Raw genomic sequence first — 17,702 nt, 5'->3', positions numbered from 1 at the left:
CTGAACGAACCTGCTGTGCTACCGGGTCAGGCCTTGGCCTTCTCGGCGTCGGACTTCGTCCCGGCGTCGGGCTTGCCCGGCTCGGGAACGGCTGCCGCGGGACGGGGTGCCGGCTTGGCCGCCTCGTAGAACTCCTCGCGCGGAGTCTCCATGGCGCCGAGCGAGACGACCTCGCGCTTGAGGAACATCGCGAGCGTCCAGTCGGCGACGACGCGGATCTTGCGGTTCCAGGTCGGCACCGCGAGGCCGTGGTAACCACGGTGCATGTACCAGGCGAGACGTCCCTTGAGCTTGATCTTCATCTTGCCCATGACGATCATCGCGACGCCCTTGTGCAGGCCGAGGCCCGCCACCGCACCCTTGTTGGCGTGCTCGTAGTCGCCCTGCGGGAAGCCGCGCATGCCCGAGATGACGTTGTCGCCGAGGACCTTCGCCTGGCGCAGCGCGTGCTGGGCGTTAGGCGGGCACCAGGCGTTCTCGACACCGGCCTTGCGGGCGGCCATGTCCGGGACCTGCGCGTTGTCGCCCGCGGCCCAGATGTAGTCCGTGCCCTGCACCTGGAGCTTCTCGGAGGTGTCCACGTGGCCGCGGGGGCCGAGCGGCAGACCGTAGCGGGCCAGGACCGGGTTCGGCTTGACGCCGGCGGTCCAGACGAGCGTGTCGGCGTCGACCTCAAGGCCGTTGTTCAGCACCACGTGACCGTCGACGCAGGAGTCCATACCGGTCTTGAGGTAGACCTCGACCCCGCGGGACTCCAGGTGCTCCTTGCCGTACGCGCCGAGCTTCGGCCCGACCTCGGGAAGGATCTTGTCCGCCACGTCGACCAGCAGGAAGCGCATGTCCTCGCGCTTGACGTTGGTGTAGTACTTCGCGGCGTCCCTGGCCATGTCCTCGACCTCACCGACGGTCTCCGCGCCTGCGAAGCCGCCGCCGACGAAGACGAAGGTGAGCGCCTTGCGGCGGACGTCCTCGTCGGTCGTCGAGTCGGCCTTGTCGAGCTGTTCGAGGACGTGGTTGCGCAGGCCGATCGCCTCCTCGACACCCTTCATACCGATGCCCTGCTCGGCGAGGCCGGGGATCGGGAAGGTGCGGGAGACCGCGCCGAGCGCGATGACCAGGTAGTCGAAGGGCAGCTCGTAGGCCTCGCCGACGAGCGGCGCGACCGTGGCGACCTTGCGGTCCTGGTCGATCGTGGTGACTCGGCCGGTGAGGATCTCGGCCTTGGGCAGCACGCGTCGCAGCGGGACGACGACATGCCGAGGCGAGATGCTGCCGGCAGCAGCTTCGGGGAGGAAGGGCTGGTACGTCATGTACGAGCGCGGGTCCACGACCGTGACGGTCGCTTCGCCGTAGCGCATCTTCTTGAGAATGCGTCGAGCTGCGTACAGGCCTACGTACCCGCCTCCAACTACGAGGATCCTGGGACGCTCCGTGGTGCTCATGGCATCGAGTATCCACCTCCTGGGAGGGGGTACCTCGTGCGCCCCTTCACAAGGTCGGGTGGCACCTCTGCTACACTGCGCGGCCCGCATGACGGAGGTCACTCCCGTACCGGGGAACCAGCACGCCCCGGTGGACGTTGTCCACCCCTCTTGAGCTGGCCCTCACGCTCTCACGCCCGGTGGACCACGACCCGCGGTCATCTGCCCGCAACACGCTGGAAACGGCCCGCAGTCCACGGAAATGAAGGCTACGGGCCTCCGGCAGGGGCCCAAGTCCTGAGATCTTCGGCCGACAGGCCCCAATTCCTTGTGAAGAACTTCACGAACTTTCCGGCGGCCGGTGGCGCGGAGGGCCTCGGAGGCGGCCCCGAAAGGCTGACAACGCTGTCATCGGGGCCCTCGGAACGGCTTCCCCAAAGAGTCGTCCCGATCGTCAGGACCGGTGACCGGGACGGCTATGGCAGTCCACCGGCACCCACCGCAGGCGCCGCTCCGCCCCCACGGCAGACGCCGCTATCCGGCATCCCGGGCGACGCTCCACGCGATGCCGTCGGGCATCGCCTCCAAAGCGTCACTCACTCCCGAGGCGTGCACGTGTACACAATCGTGCGTACACTTCCTTTATGGCCGAGAGCACTGTGACTGTACGGGAAGCCCGCGCGCACTTGGCGGACCACATCAATCGTGCCGAGGAGGGCACACCTACGGTGATCACCCGCAACGGCGAGCCCGTCGCGGCCGTGGTGCCGATCGCGGACTTCAACGCGCTGGAGGAAGCAGCCGACGTGTTGCTGGCCCGGGAGGCGGAAGCGGTCCTGGCCCAGGGCGGCCCGACGGTGCCTATGGCTGAGCTGCTGGCAGACCTGTTCGCCGACCGCACCGACGACGCGGCGTGAAGTACGCGTTCCGGTTCACCACAGCCGCACAGCGGCAACTTCGGGCCATCGACCGGCCTGCCGCCATGCGCATCCTGGCGGCGCTGACCACGCTCGGCGACGATCCGTACCGTGAGGACGCCGACATCAGGAAACTCACCGGCCCGTCGGGCCTCTACCGGCTCCGGGTCGGCAGCTACCGGGTCGCCTATCAGGTCGAAGACGGCGAGCTCATCATCCTCGTCGTCAAGATCGGCGACCGGCGCGACGTCTACCGCAACATCTGAGAACAGGCGGCCCGGAGCCCTGAGACTCCGGGCCGCCTCACGGCAGAGGGTCACTCGTCGTCGAGTGCGGCATGCCAAGCAATGCCGTCCAGGATGTCGTGCTCGCTGACGACCACCTCGCGGGCTCCGGTCCGCTTCATCACGGAGTGCAGGATCATCGCGCCCGCCCCGATGACGTCGACCCGCCCCGGATGCATCACCGGGATCGCCGCGCGCTCGTCGTGGGACGAGATCAGCAGGTTCCCGGCGATCTCGCCGACCTGGGCCGCGGTGATCCGTGAGTGGTGGATCGCGGTCGAGTCGTACGCGTCGAGCCCCAGCGCGATGGCGGCGACGGTGGTCACCGAACCGGCGAGGCCGACCAGCGTGCGGTTCCCGGAGAGCGGGACCGTCTGCGCCGCCTCGTCCAGCGCGGCGTCGATGTCGGCGCGCATCGCGGTGATCTCACCGAGGGTCGGCGGGTCGTGCCGGACATGCCGCTCGGTGAGCCGGACACAGCCGATGTCCACGGAGCGGGCCGCGCTGACGCCCTCGCCCCCGACGACGAACTCGGTGGAGCCGCCGCCGATGTCCACCACCAGGTACTCGCCGCCCTGGCCGGCCAGCTCCTTCGTCGCGCCGGTGAAGGAGAACTCGGCCTCCTGGTCTCCCGTGATCACCTCGGGTTCGACACCGAGGATGTCGCGCACCCCGCTGACGAACTCGTCGCGGTTCTCGGCGTCCCGGGACGCCGAGGTGGCGACGAAGCGGAGATGTACGGCGCCATGGGCCTTGATGACCTCGGCGTACTCCGTACAGGCCGCGAAGGTCCGCTCCAGCGCCTCGGGGGCGAGCCGGCCCGTCCGGTCGACGTCCTGGCCGAGCCGGACGATGGTCATCCGCCGGTCCAGATCGACGAGTTCACCGGTGGCGGGGTCGGCGTCCGCGACGAGCAGACGGATGGAGTTCGTGCCGCAGTCAATGGCAGCGACGCGGGTCATATGGGTGTCCTCTCGTGGGGCCGGGGTTCCGTCCCGGCCCTGATCCTCAGTCACCGGGCCGCGCGGAGCCATCTCCGCCCGGCCCCGATCCTCAGTCGCCCAGCGGGGCGGAGCCCTCGCCGTCCCGCGCCCGCGGCACGCACGGGCCCTTCGCCCACCACTCGGGCAGCATCGCGATCGCCTCGTCCCCCAGCGGGTTGACGCCCGGCCCCGCGGCCAGCGAGTGGCCCACCAGGACGTGCAGGCACTTGACCCGGTCCGGCATCCCGCCCGCGCTCGGGAAGCCCTCCAGGACCTCGATGGCGTCGCGGCGCGCCAGGTAGTCCTCGTGTGCGGCCCGGTAGGCGGCGGCCAGTTCCGGGTCGGTGCCCAGCCGCTCGGTCATCTCCTTCATCACCCCGTTCGCCTCCAGCGTTCCGATCGCGGAGGCGGCACGCGGGCAGGTCAGGTAGTACGTCGTCGGAAACGGCGTGCCGTCCTCCAGACGCGGGGCCGTCTCGACGACGTCCGGGTTGCCGCACGGGCAGCGGTGCGCGATGGCGCGCAGCCCGCGGGGCGGTCGGCCGAGCTGCTCCTTGAACGCGCTGATGTCCGCGTCGGTGGGCTCGGTACGTTCGGTCTGCGGAGGGGGCGTTTCCATGCCTGCCTTGGATCTGAGTGGCTGTGAAGGGGATGGGGGTGGGGCGGGTGTGCCGGTGGAGCGGGGTGCCGGTGCACGGGGCGCGTGCTTACGGGGCGTACGCGGAGCCGGTGGCCGACGAGGCACCACCGGTCCGTGGCCCGGAGGTCCGGCGCCCCCGGGCTACGGCGCCTTGGTGCGGTCCGCGCTGTCCACGCCGTCCCACACGTTGGAGTACCACGGCCGGTCCGCGGCGCCCTTGCCCGCGGAGTGCTGGGTGCGGGAGTCGGGGTCGACCATGGTGTAGTTGGTCTCCCCCGGCCGCACGAAGTGCAGTTGCTCACGGGCCAGCCGCTCCACGTACGCGTTGTCCTGGAGGCGGGCCTTCTGGTCCCGCAGCTCCTCGACGCGCGCCTTCGCGTCGCTGACCTGGCGCCGCTGGTCGGCGATGTCGCCCCGCTGCGACACGTACTGCCGCATCGGGTAGGCGAGCGCCACCACCAGGGTGCAGAGCACCATCAGCAGTATCGCCGCCCGGCCGGTGAGCCGGGGTCTGCGCGCCTGGCGCCTGGACTGGGAGCGGTAGACACGGGCCGCGGTCTGCTCACCGAGCACCCTGAGTCTGGTCGCGGTGGAGAACCGGTCCCGGTTCCCTGCCATGCCGCCTCCCCGTTACACACGCACGTCCGTCCCCGGACACGGTACGGGACCGGGTACGGGGACGGCTGCGCGTGGCTGCGCCTTCGCTGCTGATTCAGCTGATTCAGCTATGCGGTGCTGCGGCCCGATCAGTTGGAGCGGAAGCGCGGGAACGCCGAGCGGCCCGCGTAGACCGCGGCGTCGTCGAGGATCTCCTCGATGCGCAGCAGCTGGTTGTACTTGGCGACGCGGTCCGAGCGGGCCGGGGCGCCGGTCTTGATCTGGCCGCAGTTCACGGCGACCGCGAGGTCGGCGATGGTGACGTCCTCGGTCTCGCCGGAGCGGTGCGACATCATGCACTTGAAGCCGTTGCGCTGGGCCAGCTCGACGGCGTCCAGGGTCTCGGTCAGCGAACCGATCTGGTTGACCTTGACGAGCAGGGCGTTGGCTGAGCCCTCCTCGATACCGCGGGCCAGCCGCTCCGGGTTGGTGACGAAGAGGTCGTCGCCGACGATCTGGACCTTGGCGCCCAGCTTGTCGGTGATGACCTTCCAGCCGTCCCAGTCGTCCTCGTACAGCGGGTCCTCGATGGAGACGAGCGGGTACGAGGCGACGAGCTCCTCGTAGTACTCGGTCATCTCGGCGGCCGAGCGGGACTTGCCCTCGAACTCGTACGTGCCGTCCTTGTAGAACTCGGAGGCGGCGACGTCGAGCGCGAGCGCGATGTCCTTGCCCGGCGCGTAACCGGCCTCCTTGATGGCCTCGATGATGAGGTCGAGAGCGGCGCGGTTCGACTCCAGGTTCGGCGCGAAGCCGCCCTCGTCGCCGAGGCCGGTCGACAGGCCCTTGGTCTTCAGGACCTTCTTGAGGGTGTGGTAGACCTCGGCGCCCCAGCGCAGCGCCTCCGAGAAGGACTCGGCGCCGATCGGCGCGATCATGAACTCCTGGATGTCGACGTTGGAGTCGGCGTGCGACCCGCCGTTCAGGATGTTCATCATCGGAACGGGCAGCAGGTGCGCGTTCGGGCCGCCCAGGTAGCGGAAGAGCGGGAGGTCGGAAGCCTCGGAAGCGGCGTGCGCCACGGCGAGCGAGACGCCGAGGATGGCGTTGGCGCCGAGGGAGCCCTTGTTCTCCGTCGCGTCCAGGTCGAACATCGCCTGGTCGATCAGGCGCTGCTCGGTGGCGTCGTAGCCGACGAGCTCCGGGCCGATCTGCTCGATGACGGCGAGGACTGCCTTCTCGACACCCTTGCCCTGGTAGCGGTTGGGGTCACCGTCGCGCAACTCGATGGCCTCGAACGCACCGGTGGAGGCGCCGGACGGGACGGCGGCACGGCCCGTGCTGCCGTCGTCGAGGCCGACCTCGACCTCGACCGTGGGGTTGCCTCGGGAGTCCAGGATTTCCCGGGCTACGACGACGTCGATGGACGGCACTAGCATCTCCTTCTGGGATGTGACGCTATGGGCGCAGGGTCTCTTTGGCCTTGCGCCAAGAGCCTAACCGGCCCGGGGGGCTCAGTCGGCAGGGCGCCCGGACCCTGGGACGAAAAAGGGCCCAAAAGATCGCAAGACAGTATGAAAGTCAGCATACCTACCAGGCGGTAACCCGCTGGCGGCCCCCCGTCGGCCGAGCTGTGGGCCGGGATGCGGCCCCGGCGGAGAGACCCCCGGCCCGGCGCGTACGGGGGAGTCGCGCCGGGCCGGGGGTGCTGGGGGGAGAGCTGATATCAGCTCAGGTGGAGCTGCTGACCGGGGTAGATCAGGTCGGCCTGCTTCACGATGTCCTTGTTCAGGTCGTAGACCTTCTTCCAGCCACCGCGGACGTGCTCGGCCTTGGCGATCGTGGAGAGGGTGTCGCCGGCCTTGACCTTGTACTCGCCGTCACCCTTCTTGATCGTGGTGGGCGCGGCGTGGCGGGGGGCGGCGTGCTTCGGGGCGGCCGGCGCACTGGTGCGGGCCTCGCTGCGCGAAGCGGCCTGCTGGTCGCTGTGGCCGCTCTGCTGGTCGGCGCTGGACGACGAGGAGCCGTTCGAAGAGGTGGAGACGTCCGGGCTGGGACCACCGCTGGTCAGGCCGCCGGCACCGGCGCAGGACCAGGCACCCGGGCCCTGCATGGCGAGGAGCTTCTCGGCCGTGGCGATCTGCTGGCCCTTGGTGGCGAGGTCGGCGCGGGGCGCGTACTGCGTACCACCGGCGGCGGCCCAGCTGGAGTTGTTGAACTGCAGGCCGCCGTAGTAACCGTTGCCCGTGTTGGTGGACCAGTTGCCACCGGACTCGCACTGCGCGACGGCGTCCCAGGTGGAGACCGAGGCGGCGGATGCGGAGGTCGCACCGATCAGCGGCACGGCCACAGCCGCTCCGGCGACACCGGCGAGGGTGGCGACGCGGACGGCCTTCGAGGGGCGACGGTGCTTGGACTTGCTGGAAAACAGCATGAAGAATCTCCTCACCGACGCCTACGAGGTGAGCTGTCGGGTTCGGGCCAATGAGTTGCCCGGCTGCGCGGCCTAGCGCACAGCTTCACCCCAAGCCGGTCCCGGTTCGTGCCGTTCTCTGACTCTGAACGGACGGCCGGACCCGGCGCTTACCTGGGTCCCCCGCTCCTGCCTGCGGCGCTTCTTAGCGTCAACTGCTTCCCCTCGACCGATGGCAGGATTCGGCGTGGCGATCGAAGAGGCCCGCGGTGCGAGCGGTCTGACCGTAATCACAGGACACCCCGATATTCAAAGATGAACATCGGCGAGCAAATCCCGGGTTTACGACCGCGCATGTCCCGTTTTCGCAGGTGAGAGGCGACATGCGCCGGGTGGACAGTACGGACATTCAGCCGGACCGACGAGAGCCATGTCTCACTCGAACAGAAGCGGACATACAGGCGCTAACTACCCCTGATTTTGGTCGAGATCAAGGCTCTGGCCAGGGACGATGAAGTCCGGATCGGCTCCGACCGTCCGATGGTTCGCCGCGTAGAGCGCGGGCCATCCGCCGGGCAGATCATGGGCCTTCGCGATGGACCAGAGGTTGTCACCCGCCCGGACGGTGTAGCTGCCGTCCGTACGGGCGTCATTCCGGGAGGGGTTTCCCCCGCGCGAGGCATGCCGCCCGGACTCGTCGCGGTGCGCACCGGGGCCGTCGGCGGACTCTCCGCCCCGGTGTCTGCCCGCCCCGGAAGTGTCCGGAGACGCCGGAGCATCTCCGTTGGCGGAGTCGGCGGGTGTCGCCGGGTCAGAAGTGGACGGCGAGGCGGAGTCCGAGGCGTCCGCATGAGCCGAAGAGTCGGGTCTGCCGGATCCGCCCGATGCGCCTGATGTGCCTGATGTATCCGAAGATGCGTCAGATGACGGCGAGGACGACCCGGAGGAGGAGCCGGAAGGAGAGTCCGAAGGAGAGGAGTCCGATGAGGGCGAGCCCGTGGGGGAGGAGGAGTCGGACGGGCTCGAACTCGTCCCCTTCGATGACTTCTGCCCCGATCCGTCCGTATTCGTGCTCTTCGATCCCCCGTCAGAGCCGGCCGGCTTCGAAGGAGTGGGGCTCGTGGTGGCCGGGGAGCCCGGGTCCACGGTGGCCGTGTCCGCGTCGTCCTTCGTCAGCCCGGCGACGGCCGCACAACTGGCCCAGAACTTCGCCCCCTCGGCCGCGTACGCCTTCTCGGCCACGGCTATCTGCTGGGAGCGGCTCGCCAGGTCGGGGCGGATCGCGTACTGCCCGCCGCCGTACTTGTCCCAGGCCGCCTGCGAGAACTGGAGGCCGCCGTAGTGCCCGTTGCCCAGGTCGGCGCTCCAGATGCCGCCGCTCTCGCACAGCGCCACCCGGTCCCAGGTCGTGGCGTCGGCCGCGTGGGCGCCGGTCGACGCCAGCAGCGGAAGGGCGATGGCCGAGCCCGTGACTCCTGCCGCTACGACTAGAGCTGGAGCCTGACGGGGGCGGCGGTGCCGACCGTTCCCGGTGCGCATGCGGTGGCCTTCCGTGTGACGGATGAGTTGAGGGGTGAACGTAGCCGCACTCGAACGTCAGTCACAAGTCGATGCAGCGGAGATCACGTGAAAGTCACATTCTTGACGGCACGTCACTTCAGCCCTGGTCAGACTGAGGGTCCGACAGGATCCGACGCGTCCCCGAACTCCACCGGGAGCGTGCGCAGTCCCCGCATGATGAGCCCGCCGCGCCACCGCATCTCGTCGGGCCCCACCGCCAGACGCAGGCCGGGCAGGCGCCGCAACAGGGTGGCGAGCGCCGTCTGCGCCTCCAGTCTGGCCAGGGGCGCGCCGAGGCAGTAGTGGATGCCGTGCCCGTAGCCGAGGTGCTGGTTGTCGGTGCGTCCGAGGTCCAGCGTGTCCGGCTCGGTGAAGCGCTCCGGGTCGCGGTCGGCGGCGGCCAGCACGACGAGTACGGGATCGCCCTCCGCGACGGACTGCCCGCCCAGGGTCAGCGGTTCGGTGGCGAACCGCCAGGTGGCCAGCTCCACCGGCCCGTCGTAGCGCAGCAGTTCCTCGACCCCGGTGGCGAGGAGGCCGGTCTCCCCGGCCGCCAGTGAGGTCTCAAGGCGCGCACGCTGCTCCGGGTTGCGGAGCAGCGCGTACATCCCGTTGCCGATGAGGTTGACCGTCGTCTCGAACCCGGCGAAGAGCAGGATGAACGCCATCGCGGCGGCTTCGTTCTCGGTCAGGTGCTCGCCGTGGTCGCTCGCCCTGATGAGACCGGAGATGAGGTCGTCACCGGGGTTCTCCCGCTTGCGGTGGATGAGTTCGGCGAGGTAGTTCCGCATCTTCTTGACCGAGCGCGCGACCCCGCCGCGCGGTCCGCCGCCGTGACGGATCATCATCCCCGCCCAGTCCCGGAAGTCGTCCTGGTCCTCGCGCGGGACGCCGAGCAGATCGCAGATGGCGTAGATGGGGAGCGGAAAGGCCAGGTCATGGATGAGGTCGGCCTTCCCGTCCGCCACGAAGCCGTCGATCAGCCGGTCCGTCAGCTCCTGCACCCGCGGGGCGAAGAGCGCGACGGTGCGCGGGGTGAACGCCTTGGAGACCAGCCGCCGCAGCCGGGTGTGGTCCGGCGGGTCGATGTTCAGCAGATGCGTCATCAGCTCCGCCTTGCGCTCCCCCGGGATCCCGGTCTTGCCCTTGGCGTGCGGGGACTCGGCGTGGTGCGCCGGGTTCTTCGACAGCCGGGGGTCGGCGAGCGCCGCCCGAGCGTCCGCGTACCGCGTCACCAGCCAGGCCTCCACCCCGCTGGGCAGCGCGGTCCTGTGGACGGGCGCGTGCTCCCGCAGCCAGGCGTACGCGGGGTACGGATCGGTCGCGAACTCCCAGGTGAAGAGGGTGGGGGCCGGGTCTGCGGTGCTGTTGTCGGTCACTCCTCGACGGTAGCCGCCCGGGGTGCCGCGCCCTCCACGGCCCGGATCGCGTCCCGGTACGCCCGCGCCGCCGCGCGCAGCGCCGCCTCCGGGTCCGTGCCGGCCGCCTCCGCGCTCGCGGCCAGGGCCAGCAGCCGGTAGCCGACGCCCTCGCCCGCCGGGAGCGGTACGTCGAGATCCGAGCCCCGCACCCGGGAGGTCAGCTTCGCCGCGAGGGCGAGGGCCGGCTGGCCGACCGGGACGCCGTCCGTCACCGATGTGCGCTGCTTCTCGATCGCCTTGGTCCGGTTCCAGTGGGCGTGGACGTCATCGGCGGTCTCCGCCGTCTCGTCGCCGAAGACATGCGGGTGGCGGTGGATCAGCTTCTCGACGAGGCCGCCCGCGACATCGTCGATGGAGAACGGCTCGTCCCCCTCATCGCCGGTGCCCTCCTGCGCGATCCGGGCGTGGAAGACGACCTGGAGCAGGACGTCCCCCAGCTCCTCGCGCAGTTCGTCCCGGTCGCCGTCCTCGATCGCCTCGACGAGTTCGTACGCCTCCTCGATCAGGTACTTGGCGAGCCCCCGGTGGGTCTGCTGGGAGGTCCACGGGCACTCGCGGCGCACCCGGTCCATCACCTGCACCAGGTCGAGGAGGCGTGCGCCCGGCAGATCGTACGAACCGGGCAGCAGTTCCAGGTCCGGCATCCGCACCCGGCCGCTGCCCGCGAGCCGGGCCAGACCGTCGGTGAGCTGCCGGTCGCCCTCGCCGGAGGGGAGGACGACGACCGTGTGCCCGCCCGCGCACTCCTCGACCAGCCGGTGCGCGTCGGGCGCCTCCTGCTCGACGGTCACCCCGGCCTCGCGCAGATACGGCAGCTGCGGATGGCCGGGGTCCGCGCAGACCACCCGGTCCGCCGAGTGCAGCAGCTGCCAGGCCGGCCAGGAGAGGAGTCCCGGCGCGACCCGGTGGCTGGTGGTGAGCAGCACGACCCTGCCGGGGGCGTCGAGCGCCTCGGGGACAGGGGTGGGGCCGGGGGCGGAGGCGGAGGGGGCAGGGTCGTGGGTGTTCTCAGCGGTCACCCGTCGAAACTATCCCGCCGGGCCGCTGTCCCGCTGTGCCGATCCCCCGGCGGGCCGGTGCCGGTGCCCGCTGCGCCGCTGTCCCGCCGGACCGCTATCCCGCCGCGCTGACCCCGGTCCCGGCGGACTGGCCCGTCTGCTCCTTGGTCACCTCGGTGATCCACGGCGTCTTGTACGCGCCGAGCTGGCTCTTCTTCGCGTCCCAGACCCCATAGCGCGGATTGACGTCCACGCCCATCGCCCTGGACGTCTTCATCATCGCCTGGAGCACCGCGCTCTGGCCCTGCGGAGTGCCGAGCGAGACGCCGCCCAGCTTCTCGGCCAGCTTGGACGCGGTGACCTGCTCCTGGAGCGCCTGGTCGATCTGGCCGGGTGCGATGCCGTTCTGCTGGAGGTAGACCTGCTGGAGCCGCTGCTCGCTGCCCGCCTGCTTGACCAGCTGGTCGCGCGCGTCCTGGATGTCCTTGCGGGTGACCTTCGCCCCGGCGTCCGCCGCCGCCTTCGCGAGCACCCGGTCGAAGATCATGGTGCCGAGCTTCATCCCGCTGAGGTTGTTGCTGCTCCTGATCAGCTCGGCGGCCTGCGGAGACTTGTTCTGCGCCTTGCGTACGTCGTTCACCTGCGTCTGCAGGGCCGCGACCGTGATCCGGTCCTTACCCACGACGGCTGCCGCGCCCGGATGGGGCTGGCTGCCGCAGGCGGCGAGAAGCGGGGCTGCGGCGACGAGCGCAACGGATACGGAGAGCGCAGTGCGACGGCGGCGGTGCAAAGGAGCCTCCTGGCAGGCGAGTTCGTGCGGGGGGTGGCGTGGCGCTCGGCGCCTCCTCGCGGGGGCGGCCGGGCGACGCGCGGAGCACAAGACCTTGCGTTGATCGAATGTTAGGCACTTGGGGTGGCGGGGGCCACCGGTTCGACCAACGATTCAGGGGCTTCCCGGTTGTCGGGGCGCAGCATGATCGTCCGCGAGATGAGAAAAGTCAGCGGAACGGCCGCCGCTGCCGCGACCAGCGGCGCGTAGTGGGCGCCGAGACGGGCCACGTCCACCAGGAGATAGACGCCGCCGGTGGTGATGACGAAGTTGGCCGCGTTGGTCAGCGGGAAGAGCAGGAACTTCCGCCAGGTCGGCCGGATCCGGTAGGTGAACCGGGCGTTCATGAAGAACGACCCGACCATGCTGAGGCAGAAGGCGACGGTGTGCGCGGCGAGGTACGGGAGCCGGGTGAGCAGGAGCAGGTAACAGCCGTAGTACGTGCCGGTGTTCACCACGCCGACGAGCGCGAAGCGGACCAGCTGGCCCAGCTTCGCCCCCGCCGGGGCCTGCCGTGCGGTGTGCATCTGTGTACACGCTCCTGAGTCTGTGGACGCGCTCCTGGGAACGGGAGAGGTGAAGTCCCGGCGACGGCTCGATGAACTCACCCCATCCCGGGCCAATTCAGCGTATTTCCACTGCCATATTCGGGGGCATGAGACCCCGCCGTCCGGCAGTGACAGCCCGCCTCAGCGCCACCGTACTGGCCGCGCTGCTCACCGTACTGGCCGTGTGCGCCGGGGACGCCGCCGCCCGTATCCATCCGTACGGTCCGCGCCACCGCAGCATCAGCGATCTGGGCAACCAGTACATCCCCTTCCACGCCCACCTCCAGGATCTGCTGCACGGCCGGGCGCACGGCGGGCTGCTGCTCAACTGGCAGTCGGGGTACGGCACGTCGTTCCTGCCGGACCTCGGCACGTATCTGAGCAGCCCGTTCGCGCTGCTGGTCGCGTTCTTCCCGAAGGACCGTATCGATCTCGCGGTCTACGCCGTCACGCTGCTGAAGATGGCGGCGGCGTCGGCCGCGATGACCTCGCTCCTGCTCACCCTGCGGCCCGGCCGCTGGTGGGCGGCCGGGCTGCTGGGCGCCTCGTACGGGCTCTGCGGCTGGTCGGTCCTGGAGGCGTCGTACAACCTGATGTGGCTGGACGGGCTGATCGCCTTCCCGCTGCTGTGCCTGGTTGGCGAGTGGGTGCGGGGCGGGCGCAGACCGCTGCTCGGGCCCGTGGTCGTCGCGCTCGCCTGGACCGCGAACTTCTACACCGCGTACATGGCGACCATCGGGGCGGCGCTGGTGCTGCTCGTCCGGCTGCTGCTGACGGAGGAGGCGGAGACGGGGGCGCGCCATCGGATCCGGGTGCTGCTCAGGGCGGCCGGAACGGTCCTGCTCGGCATCGGCATCGCCGCCCCGCTCCTCTGTACGGTCTTCCTCGGCACCCGGCACGCGTACCCCGGCTGGACCAAGGAGTTCACACCGGCCGCCTGGACGGATGTGTTCGCCCGTACGCTCCCCGCCACCTACAGCTTCTCCACCCCCGCGCTCTTCCTCGGCACGGGCACTCTGCTGCTCGCCTGCGCGCTGGCCTTCCACCGGCCGGTGCCGCGCCGCGAACGCCGGTGCTGGGCGGGGCTCGTGGTGCTGGTCGCGCTGTCGATGCAGTGGAAGCCCACCCATCTCCTCTGGCATCTGTTCGCGACGCCGAACGGCAGCCCGTACCGGCAGACGTTCGTCCTGAGCGGGCTGGTGGTGATCGCGGCCTGGACGGCGCTCTCGTACGGGGTGCCGAGCGGCCGGGCCCTGTCCCGCGGGGCGGCGGTCCTCACGGCGGGGGCGCTCTGCGCGGCCTTCTCACGGACGGTCACCGTCTACACGTATCCGCTCTTCGGTCTCGGCCTGGCCGGGGTGGTGGGCGGGCTTGTGCTGCTGGGGCGGTCGGGACGGGACGGGGCGGCGCGTACCGGGCGGACCGGGCCGGACAGCGCGATGCGGGCCGGGCCGGTGGACAAGCGGTCCACCGGCCCGGGTACGGCGGGTCTGCGGGTGTGGGTGCTGCGGCGGCAGCCGGTCCTGGTGGCGGCGCTGCTCCTGGTGGGGGCGCAGGCCGGTCAGGCGGCGGCGACCACGGCGTATGCGGACCGGGTCAAGATCCACCGGCTGGACGACTACGCGCCGTGGGGCCGCCATCTGGACGAGGAGGCGGCAGCGGTCGCCGGAGCGGACGGCTGGCCGCGCTACCGCACCGATCCGGGGCGCGAGCAGACCACCGGGAACGATCCGCTGCTGGTCGGCGGCGAGGGCGGCGCGTACTACAGCAGCATGACGCCGGACCCGTACACCCGGACCATGGCCGCGCTCGGGGCAGGCTGGACCTCGCGCGGCCGGAACATCCAGTCGCTGGACAACCCGGTGACGGACGCGGTCTTCTCGGTGGGCGCGCGGGTGCGGTCGGCGCCGCGCCGGAAGGGCGTCGACGGCGCGGTGACGGTGGCGCGGGCGGCGGTGCCCCCGCTGGTGACCGTACGACCGCCGGGCCCGGTGCCGCACTTCGGCCGCTCGCCGTTCCGCAACCAGGAACTGCTCATCGGCGCACACGTATATACGTACGCGGACAGCTGCCCGGCCGGTACCGATGTCTTCTACTCCGCGCCGGACCTCACGGGCACCGTCCGGCTGGGCGGAGGTGATCCGGTGGAGCTGCGGGGCGGACAGCGGGGCCGGCGCGCGGCGCTCCAGCCGATGGGCCGTGCCCCGGGCGGCGCGGCGGTCACCCCGCACCCGCAGGGCCGGACGGGCTGTCTGTCCCGCCCGGCCCTGGCCAGGGCGGTGGCCCGTCTGACGCGGACGGGCGCCCGTTCGGTCCAGGTCACGGACCGGTCCGTACGGGCCCAGCTCCCGCCGGGTTCCAGGGGCACAGCGGTCTTCGCGATGCCCCGCATCTCCGGCTGGCAGTGCCACACGGGCCACACGGCCGACCGCCCGGCCCGCTCGTATCTGGGCCTGGTGGCGGTCCCCCTGACCGGCGGTGCCACCACGGTGAGCTGCACCTTCCGTCCCCCGGGGCTCCGGCTCGGGTCAGCGGTGGGCGGCCTGGCGCTCCTGGCCCTGGCCGGGGCAGCGGTCGTACGGCGCGCGGGACGGAACGGGCGGCGGGGCCGGGGGGACACCGGGGCAACGGAACCACTCGCGGATCCGCCGCCTGCCGCCGCGCCCGCCCTGGTACGGAACGGAGGGGCGGCGGCGGTCAGTTCTGCCAGGCGGCCAGCAGGTCGGCGGGGGTGAGCACACCGTCGGGGCGTACGCCGTCGGCGATACCGGCCGGACACACCGCCAGCAGCCGGGCGGTTTCGGCACCGGGGACGTGATGCCGTGCACCGGCGAGATGCGTCAGGTCCCGCGCGTCGAACCGCTTGTTCTCGCGCCACTTCACCGACCCCACGAGCAGCACCTTCCTGCCGACCGCGGCCGGAAGGACGATGTCGTACTCGACGCTGTTGTCACGGTTCCACCAGCTTCCGGCCCGGCCCGCACTCTCCAGACCCGGTGTCCCGAGGCTGAGTCGCGACACCGCGTCCTGGACCAGCGGCTCGACCGCCCGGCCCCGCCAGCTCGCCCAGCCCCGGTCGAAGGCGCCGCGGGCGATGTCGGGGCGGCCCCGCGCGATATGGGGCAGTTGCTCCTCGACAAAACGGAACCAGAACCGCAGACAAGGGTCGTCGATACGGTAACGGCGCAGTCTGCTGCCGGGGCTGCTCCCGACGGGGACATCCACCGTCACCACGCCCTTGTCCGAAAGCACTCCTATGGCACGGGTCACCGCTGTCTGCGCTGCGGACCCGGCCTCCGGGAGCCTCCCGACGACCTGGCTGAAGGTGCCGAAGCCGATCTCCGTACCGCCGATCGCCGAGAGCACCCGACGGGCCTGGTGGGCGTCCGGGAACTCGGCGTCCAGCGACCGCTGCCCCATGACCGCGAGATCGCTGTTCTCGTCGCTCAGCTGTTCGTGCACGAAGGCCGTGGTGCTCGCCGAGCGCGCCCGGTCCGCCACGAGGCGGGGGTAGCCGCCGGTGACCAGCGCGGTGTCGAACGCGGCCGACGGGTCTGCCTCCGGCCCCAGCGCCTCGGCGCACTCGGCCGGGTTGAACGGCGAGATGGTCCGGTTCTTCGCCCTCCCGTACAGAGGCCGGTCGTGTTCGGTGAGCCGTTCCATCATGGTGACGTCCGAACCGATCAGCACGAAGAGCACGGGCGTGTGCTCCAGCTGCCGGTCCCAGGCGTTCTGGAGTTGCCCCTCAAGCGTGGAATCGGCGCCGGCGGCCCAGGGGAACTCGTCGACAACCACAACGGAGGGCGTGTTCCGGCAGGCCACGGCGGTACGGCCGAACGCGTCCCGCCAGTCGGCGGGCGGAGCAGCGAACAGCGTATCGGCGTCCTTCAGCGGGGTGGTCGAGGTGTGTATGTCGGCGGTGAGAGTCCGCAGCTGGACTGCGGGCGGTGCGTTCTTGACCGCCGTGAAGTAGAGGTAGGGCAGTCCGGCCCGCTCGACGAAGCGCGTGAAGAGGCGGGACTTCCCCACCTGTCGCCGCCCCCGCACGGCCAGCAACTGACCAGTACCGGTCTCACGGATACGGTCCAGACGGCCGTGCAGGTCGTCGAAGACGTGTCGGCGTCCGTAAAAGTCCATGGGAACTCCGTGTACCAGCGTCGGCTCAGCACCCTCGGCTGACGCCGTACTCATTAACATACAGCGACGTATCATACATCGACGTATGTGAGCCGGGTCACAGGGCCCAGGTCCCCTCGCCCGCCGTCGGCGATATCCGCTGGCCGGCGAGGGCCGGGACGTACTTGTAGCCCACGCCCACCACCGTCGCGATGACCTTTCGGTACTGCGGGCCGAGCCGTCGGCGCAGGCGGGCCACATGGACATCCACGGTGCGTTCACTGCCTGCCGTGTCGGGCCAGAGCGCGGCGATGAGCTGAGGGCGCGCGTGGACGTGCAGCGGGCGGGAAATGAAGTAGGCCAGCAGGTCGAACTCCATTTTGGGAAGTTCGAGTTGGCGCCCGGCGACATGAATGGTGCGGGCCGCGTGGTCGACTTGGAGCGGGTCGGAAAGCGGATCCGCCGTGGCGGCCGGGGCTGTTGTTTCAGCCAACTCGGCCGGATCGGCCAGATCCGCTGTTTCGGTTGTTTCCGCCCTGCGCTCCGGAAGTGCGGCGTCCCATTCCGGAGAGGGGGCGAACACGAGATGGAGTTCCGAGGGCGTCTGCCGTACCGAGACAGGGACATAGCCCTGAGCCGCGAGCACCCACCGCCCCCGGGAAATCGGTTCGACGGTCACCGCCGGATCGGTCGGCGGGCGATCCGAGACGGCGTGCCAACCCGTCCTGGCGGGACCGCGTGCTGTGAAAGTGCCTGTGGACATTGGCTACTCATTCCCGTCGGGGGCGTGCAGAGCAGACATTCACGGAGTACGACCGCGTCGACAGCGGGCGCGCCAAACACTACACGTGAGTGCACGAGTTCGGAAAGTAACATCCGTATGGTGGAGGTTACTTGCGCCCTTGATGCGAATACGCGATTAAGCGGTGGCGGCCGCGCTGTTGTCGTGTTTCTTTACGGACCCGTTCCGGCTGC

Annotated in this window: 16 protein-coding genes and 1 riboswitch; of the genes, 3 read left to right on the top strand and 13 right to left on the bottom strand. The window is 70.4% G+C overall.

Translation table 11 applies throughout. The features are described from left to right. Positions 1-26: 26 nt before the first annotated feature. Positions 27-1,442, bottom strand: a complete 1,416-nt coding sequence (locus ACWGKJ_RS23490) for an NAD(P)/FAD-dependent oxidoreductase (RefSeq protein ID WP_385032194.1) — start codon at positions 1,440-1,442, stop codon at positions 27-29. Between the two features lie 623 nt (positions 1,443-2,065). On the opposite strand from ACWGKJ_RS23490, the gene ACWGKJ_RS23485 reads away from it, so the two are divergent. Continuing rightward, the gene (locus tag ACWGKJ_RS23485; RefSeq protein WP_385032197.1) at positions 2,066-2,338 is read left to right on the top strand and encodes a type II toxin-antitoxin system Phd/YefM family antitoxin; all 273 of its coding nucleotides are present in this window, start codon (positions 2,066-2,068) and stop codon (positions 2,336-2,338) included. Beyond that, positions 2,335-2,604 carry a type II toxin-antitoxin system RelE family toxin gene (locus ACWGKJ_RS23480; RefSeq protein WP_385032200.1) on the top strand — a complete coding sequence of 90 codons (270 nt, stop codon included), beginning with the start codon at positions 2,335-2,337 and terminating at the stop codon, positions 2,602-2,604. Before ACWGKJ_RS23485 ends, ACWGKJ_RS23480 begins: the two co-directional genes overlap by 4 nt. 50 nt (positions 2,605-2,654) lie before the next feature. Here ACWGKJ_RS23480 and ACWGKJ_RS23475 read toward each other — a convergent pair whose 3' ends face one another. The 10 genes from ACWGKJ_RS23475 to ACWGKJ_RS23430 all read right to left on the bottom strand — a co-directional run bounded on the left by ACWGKJ_RS23475 (position 2,655) and on the right by ACWGKJ_RS23430 (position 12,590). Next, positions 2,655-3,584: a Ppx/GppA phosphatase family protein gene (locus tag ACWGKJ_RS23475; protein ID WP_453315807.1), complete on the bottom strand. Its 930-nt coding sequence runs from the start codon at positions 3,582-3,584 to the stop codon at positions 2,655-2,657. Between the two features lie 91 nt (positions 3,585-3,675). Further along, positions 3,676-4,224 (bottom strand): DUF501 domain-containing protein, encoded by a 549-nt coding sequence (locus ACWGKJ_RS23470; protein WP_385032207.1) that lies wholly within the window; start codon positions 4,222-4,224, stop codon positions 3,676-3,678. 162 nt (positions 4,225-4,386) lie between these two features. Then, on the bottom strand, positions 4,387-4,863 hold the full coding sequence (locus ACWGKJ_RS23465) for an FtsB family cell division protein (RefSeq protein WP_385032210.1): 477 nt from the start codon (positions 4,861-4,863) through the stop codon (positions 4,387-4,389). A 128-nt stretch (positions 4,864-4,991) separates the two neighbouring features. Further along, complete coding sequence (eno, locus tag ACWGKJ_RS23460; RefSeq protein WP_385032213.1) at positions 4,992-6,281, bottom strand: phosphopyruvate hydratase; 1,290 nt, start codon at positions 6,279-6,281, stop codon at positions 4,992-4,994. Positions 6,282-6,568: 287 nt separating this feature from the next. Beyond that, on the bottom strand, positions 6,569-7,276 hold the full coding sequence (locus tag ACWGKJ_RS23455) for a transglycosylase family protein (protein WP_385028836.1): 708 nt from the start codon (positions 7,274-7,276) through the stop codon (positions 6,569-6,571). 3 nt (positions 7,277-7,279) lie between these two features. Further along, positions 7,280-7,466, bottom strand: a riboswitch (cyclic di-AMP (ydaO/yuaA leader). Between the two features lie 257 nt (positions 7,467-7,723). Next, complete coding sequence (locus ACWGKJ_RS23450) at positions 7,724-8,794, bottom strand: transglycosylase family protein (RefSeq protein ID WP_385028839.1); 1,071 nt, start codon at positions 8,792-8,794, stop codon at positions 7,724-7,726. A 128-nt stretch (positions 8,795-8,922) separates the two neighbouring features. Beyond that, the gene (locus tag ACWGKJ_RS23445; protein ID WP_385028842.1) at positions 8,923-10,194 is read right to left on the bottom strand and encodes a cytochrome P450 family protein; all 1,272 of its coding nucleotides are present in this window, start codon (positions 10,192-10,194) and stop codon (positions 8,923-8,925) included. Next, positions 10,191-11,162: a nucleoside triphosphate pyrophosphohydrolase gene (locus tag ACWGKJ_RS23440; RefSeq protein ID WP_385028916.1), complete on the bottom strand. Its 972-nt coding sequence runs from the start codon at positions 11,160-11,162 to the stop codon at positions 10,191-10,193. Before ACWGKJ_RS23440 ends, ACWGKJ_RS23445 begins: the two co-directional genes overlap by 4 nt. Before the next feature lie 187 nt (positions 11,163-11,349). Further along, positions 11,350-12,024 (bottom strand): SurA N-terminal domain-containing protein, encoded by a 675-nt coding sequence (locus ACWGKJ_RS23435; RefSeq protein ID WP_385028845.1) that lies wholly within the window; start codon positions 12,022-12,024, stop codon positions 11,350-11,352. Between the two features lie 110 nt (positions 12,025-12,134). After that, entirely contained in the window at positions 12,135-12,590 is a 456-nt protein-coding gene (locus ACWGKJ_RS23430) for a GtrA family protein (RefSeq protein ID WP_385028848.1), read from the bottom strand. Positions 12,591-12,718: 128 nt separating this feature from the next. Between ACWGKJ_RS23430 and ACWGKJ_RS23425 the strand changes: the two genes are divergently transcribed. Next, positions 12,719-15,346, top strand: coding sequence for a YfhO family protein (locus tag ACWGKJ_RS23425; protein WP_385028851.1), 2,628 nt, complete (start codon positions 12,719-12,721; stop codon positions 15,344-15,346). Here ACWGKJ_RS23425 and ACWGKJ_RS23420 read toward each other — a convergent pair. Continuing rightward, positions 15,309-16,748, bottom strand: coding sequence for an ATP-binding protein (locus ACWGKJ_RS23420; protein ID WP_385028854.1), 1,440 nt, complete (start codon positions 16,746-16,748; stop codon positions 15,309-15,311). The genes ACWGKJ_RS23425 and ACWGKJ_RS23420 overlap by 38 nt on opposite strands. A 97-nt stretch (positions 16,749-16,845) precedes the next feature. Then, positions 16,846-17,406: a winged helix-turn-helix domain-containing protein gene (locus ACWGKJ_RS23415; RefSeq protein ID WP_385028857.1), complete on the bottom strand. Its 561-nt coding sequence runs from the start codon at positions 17,404-17,406 to the stop codon at positions 16,846-16,848. Between the last annotated feature and the right edge of the window lie 296 nt (positions 17,407-17,702).

The sequence above is a fragment of the Streptomyces sp. NPDC054757 genome, from assembly GCF_053612185.1.
Note: the sequence above shows the minus strand (reverse complement) of the source record. Positions and strands in the feature narration are given on the sequence as shown.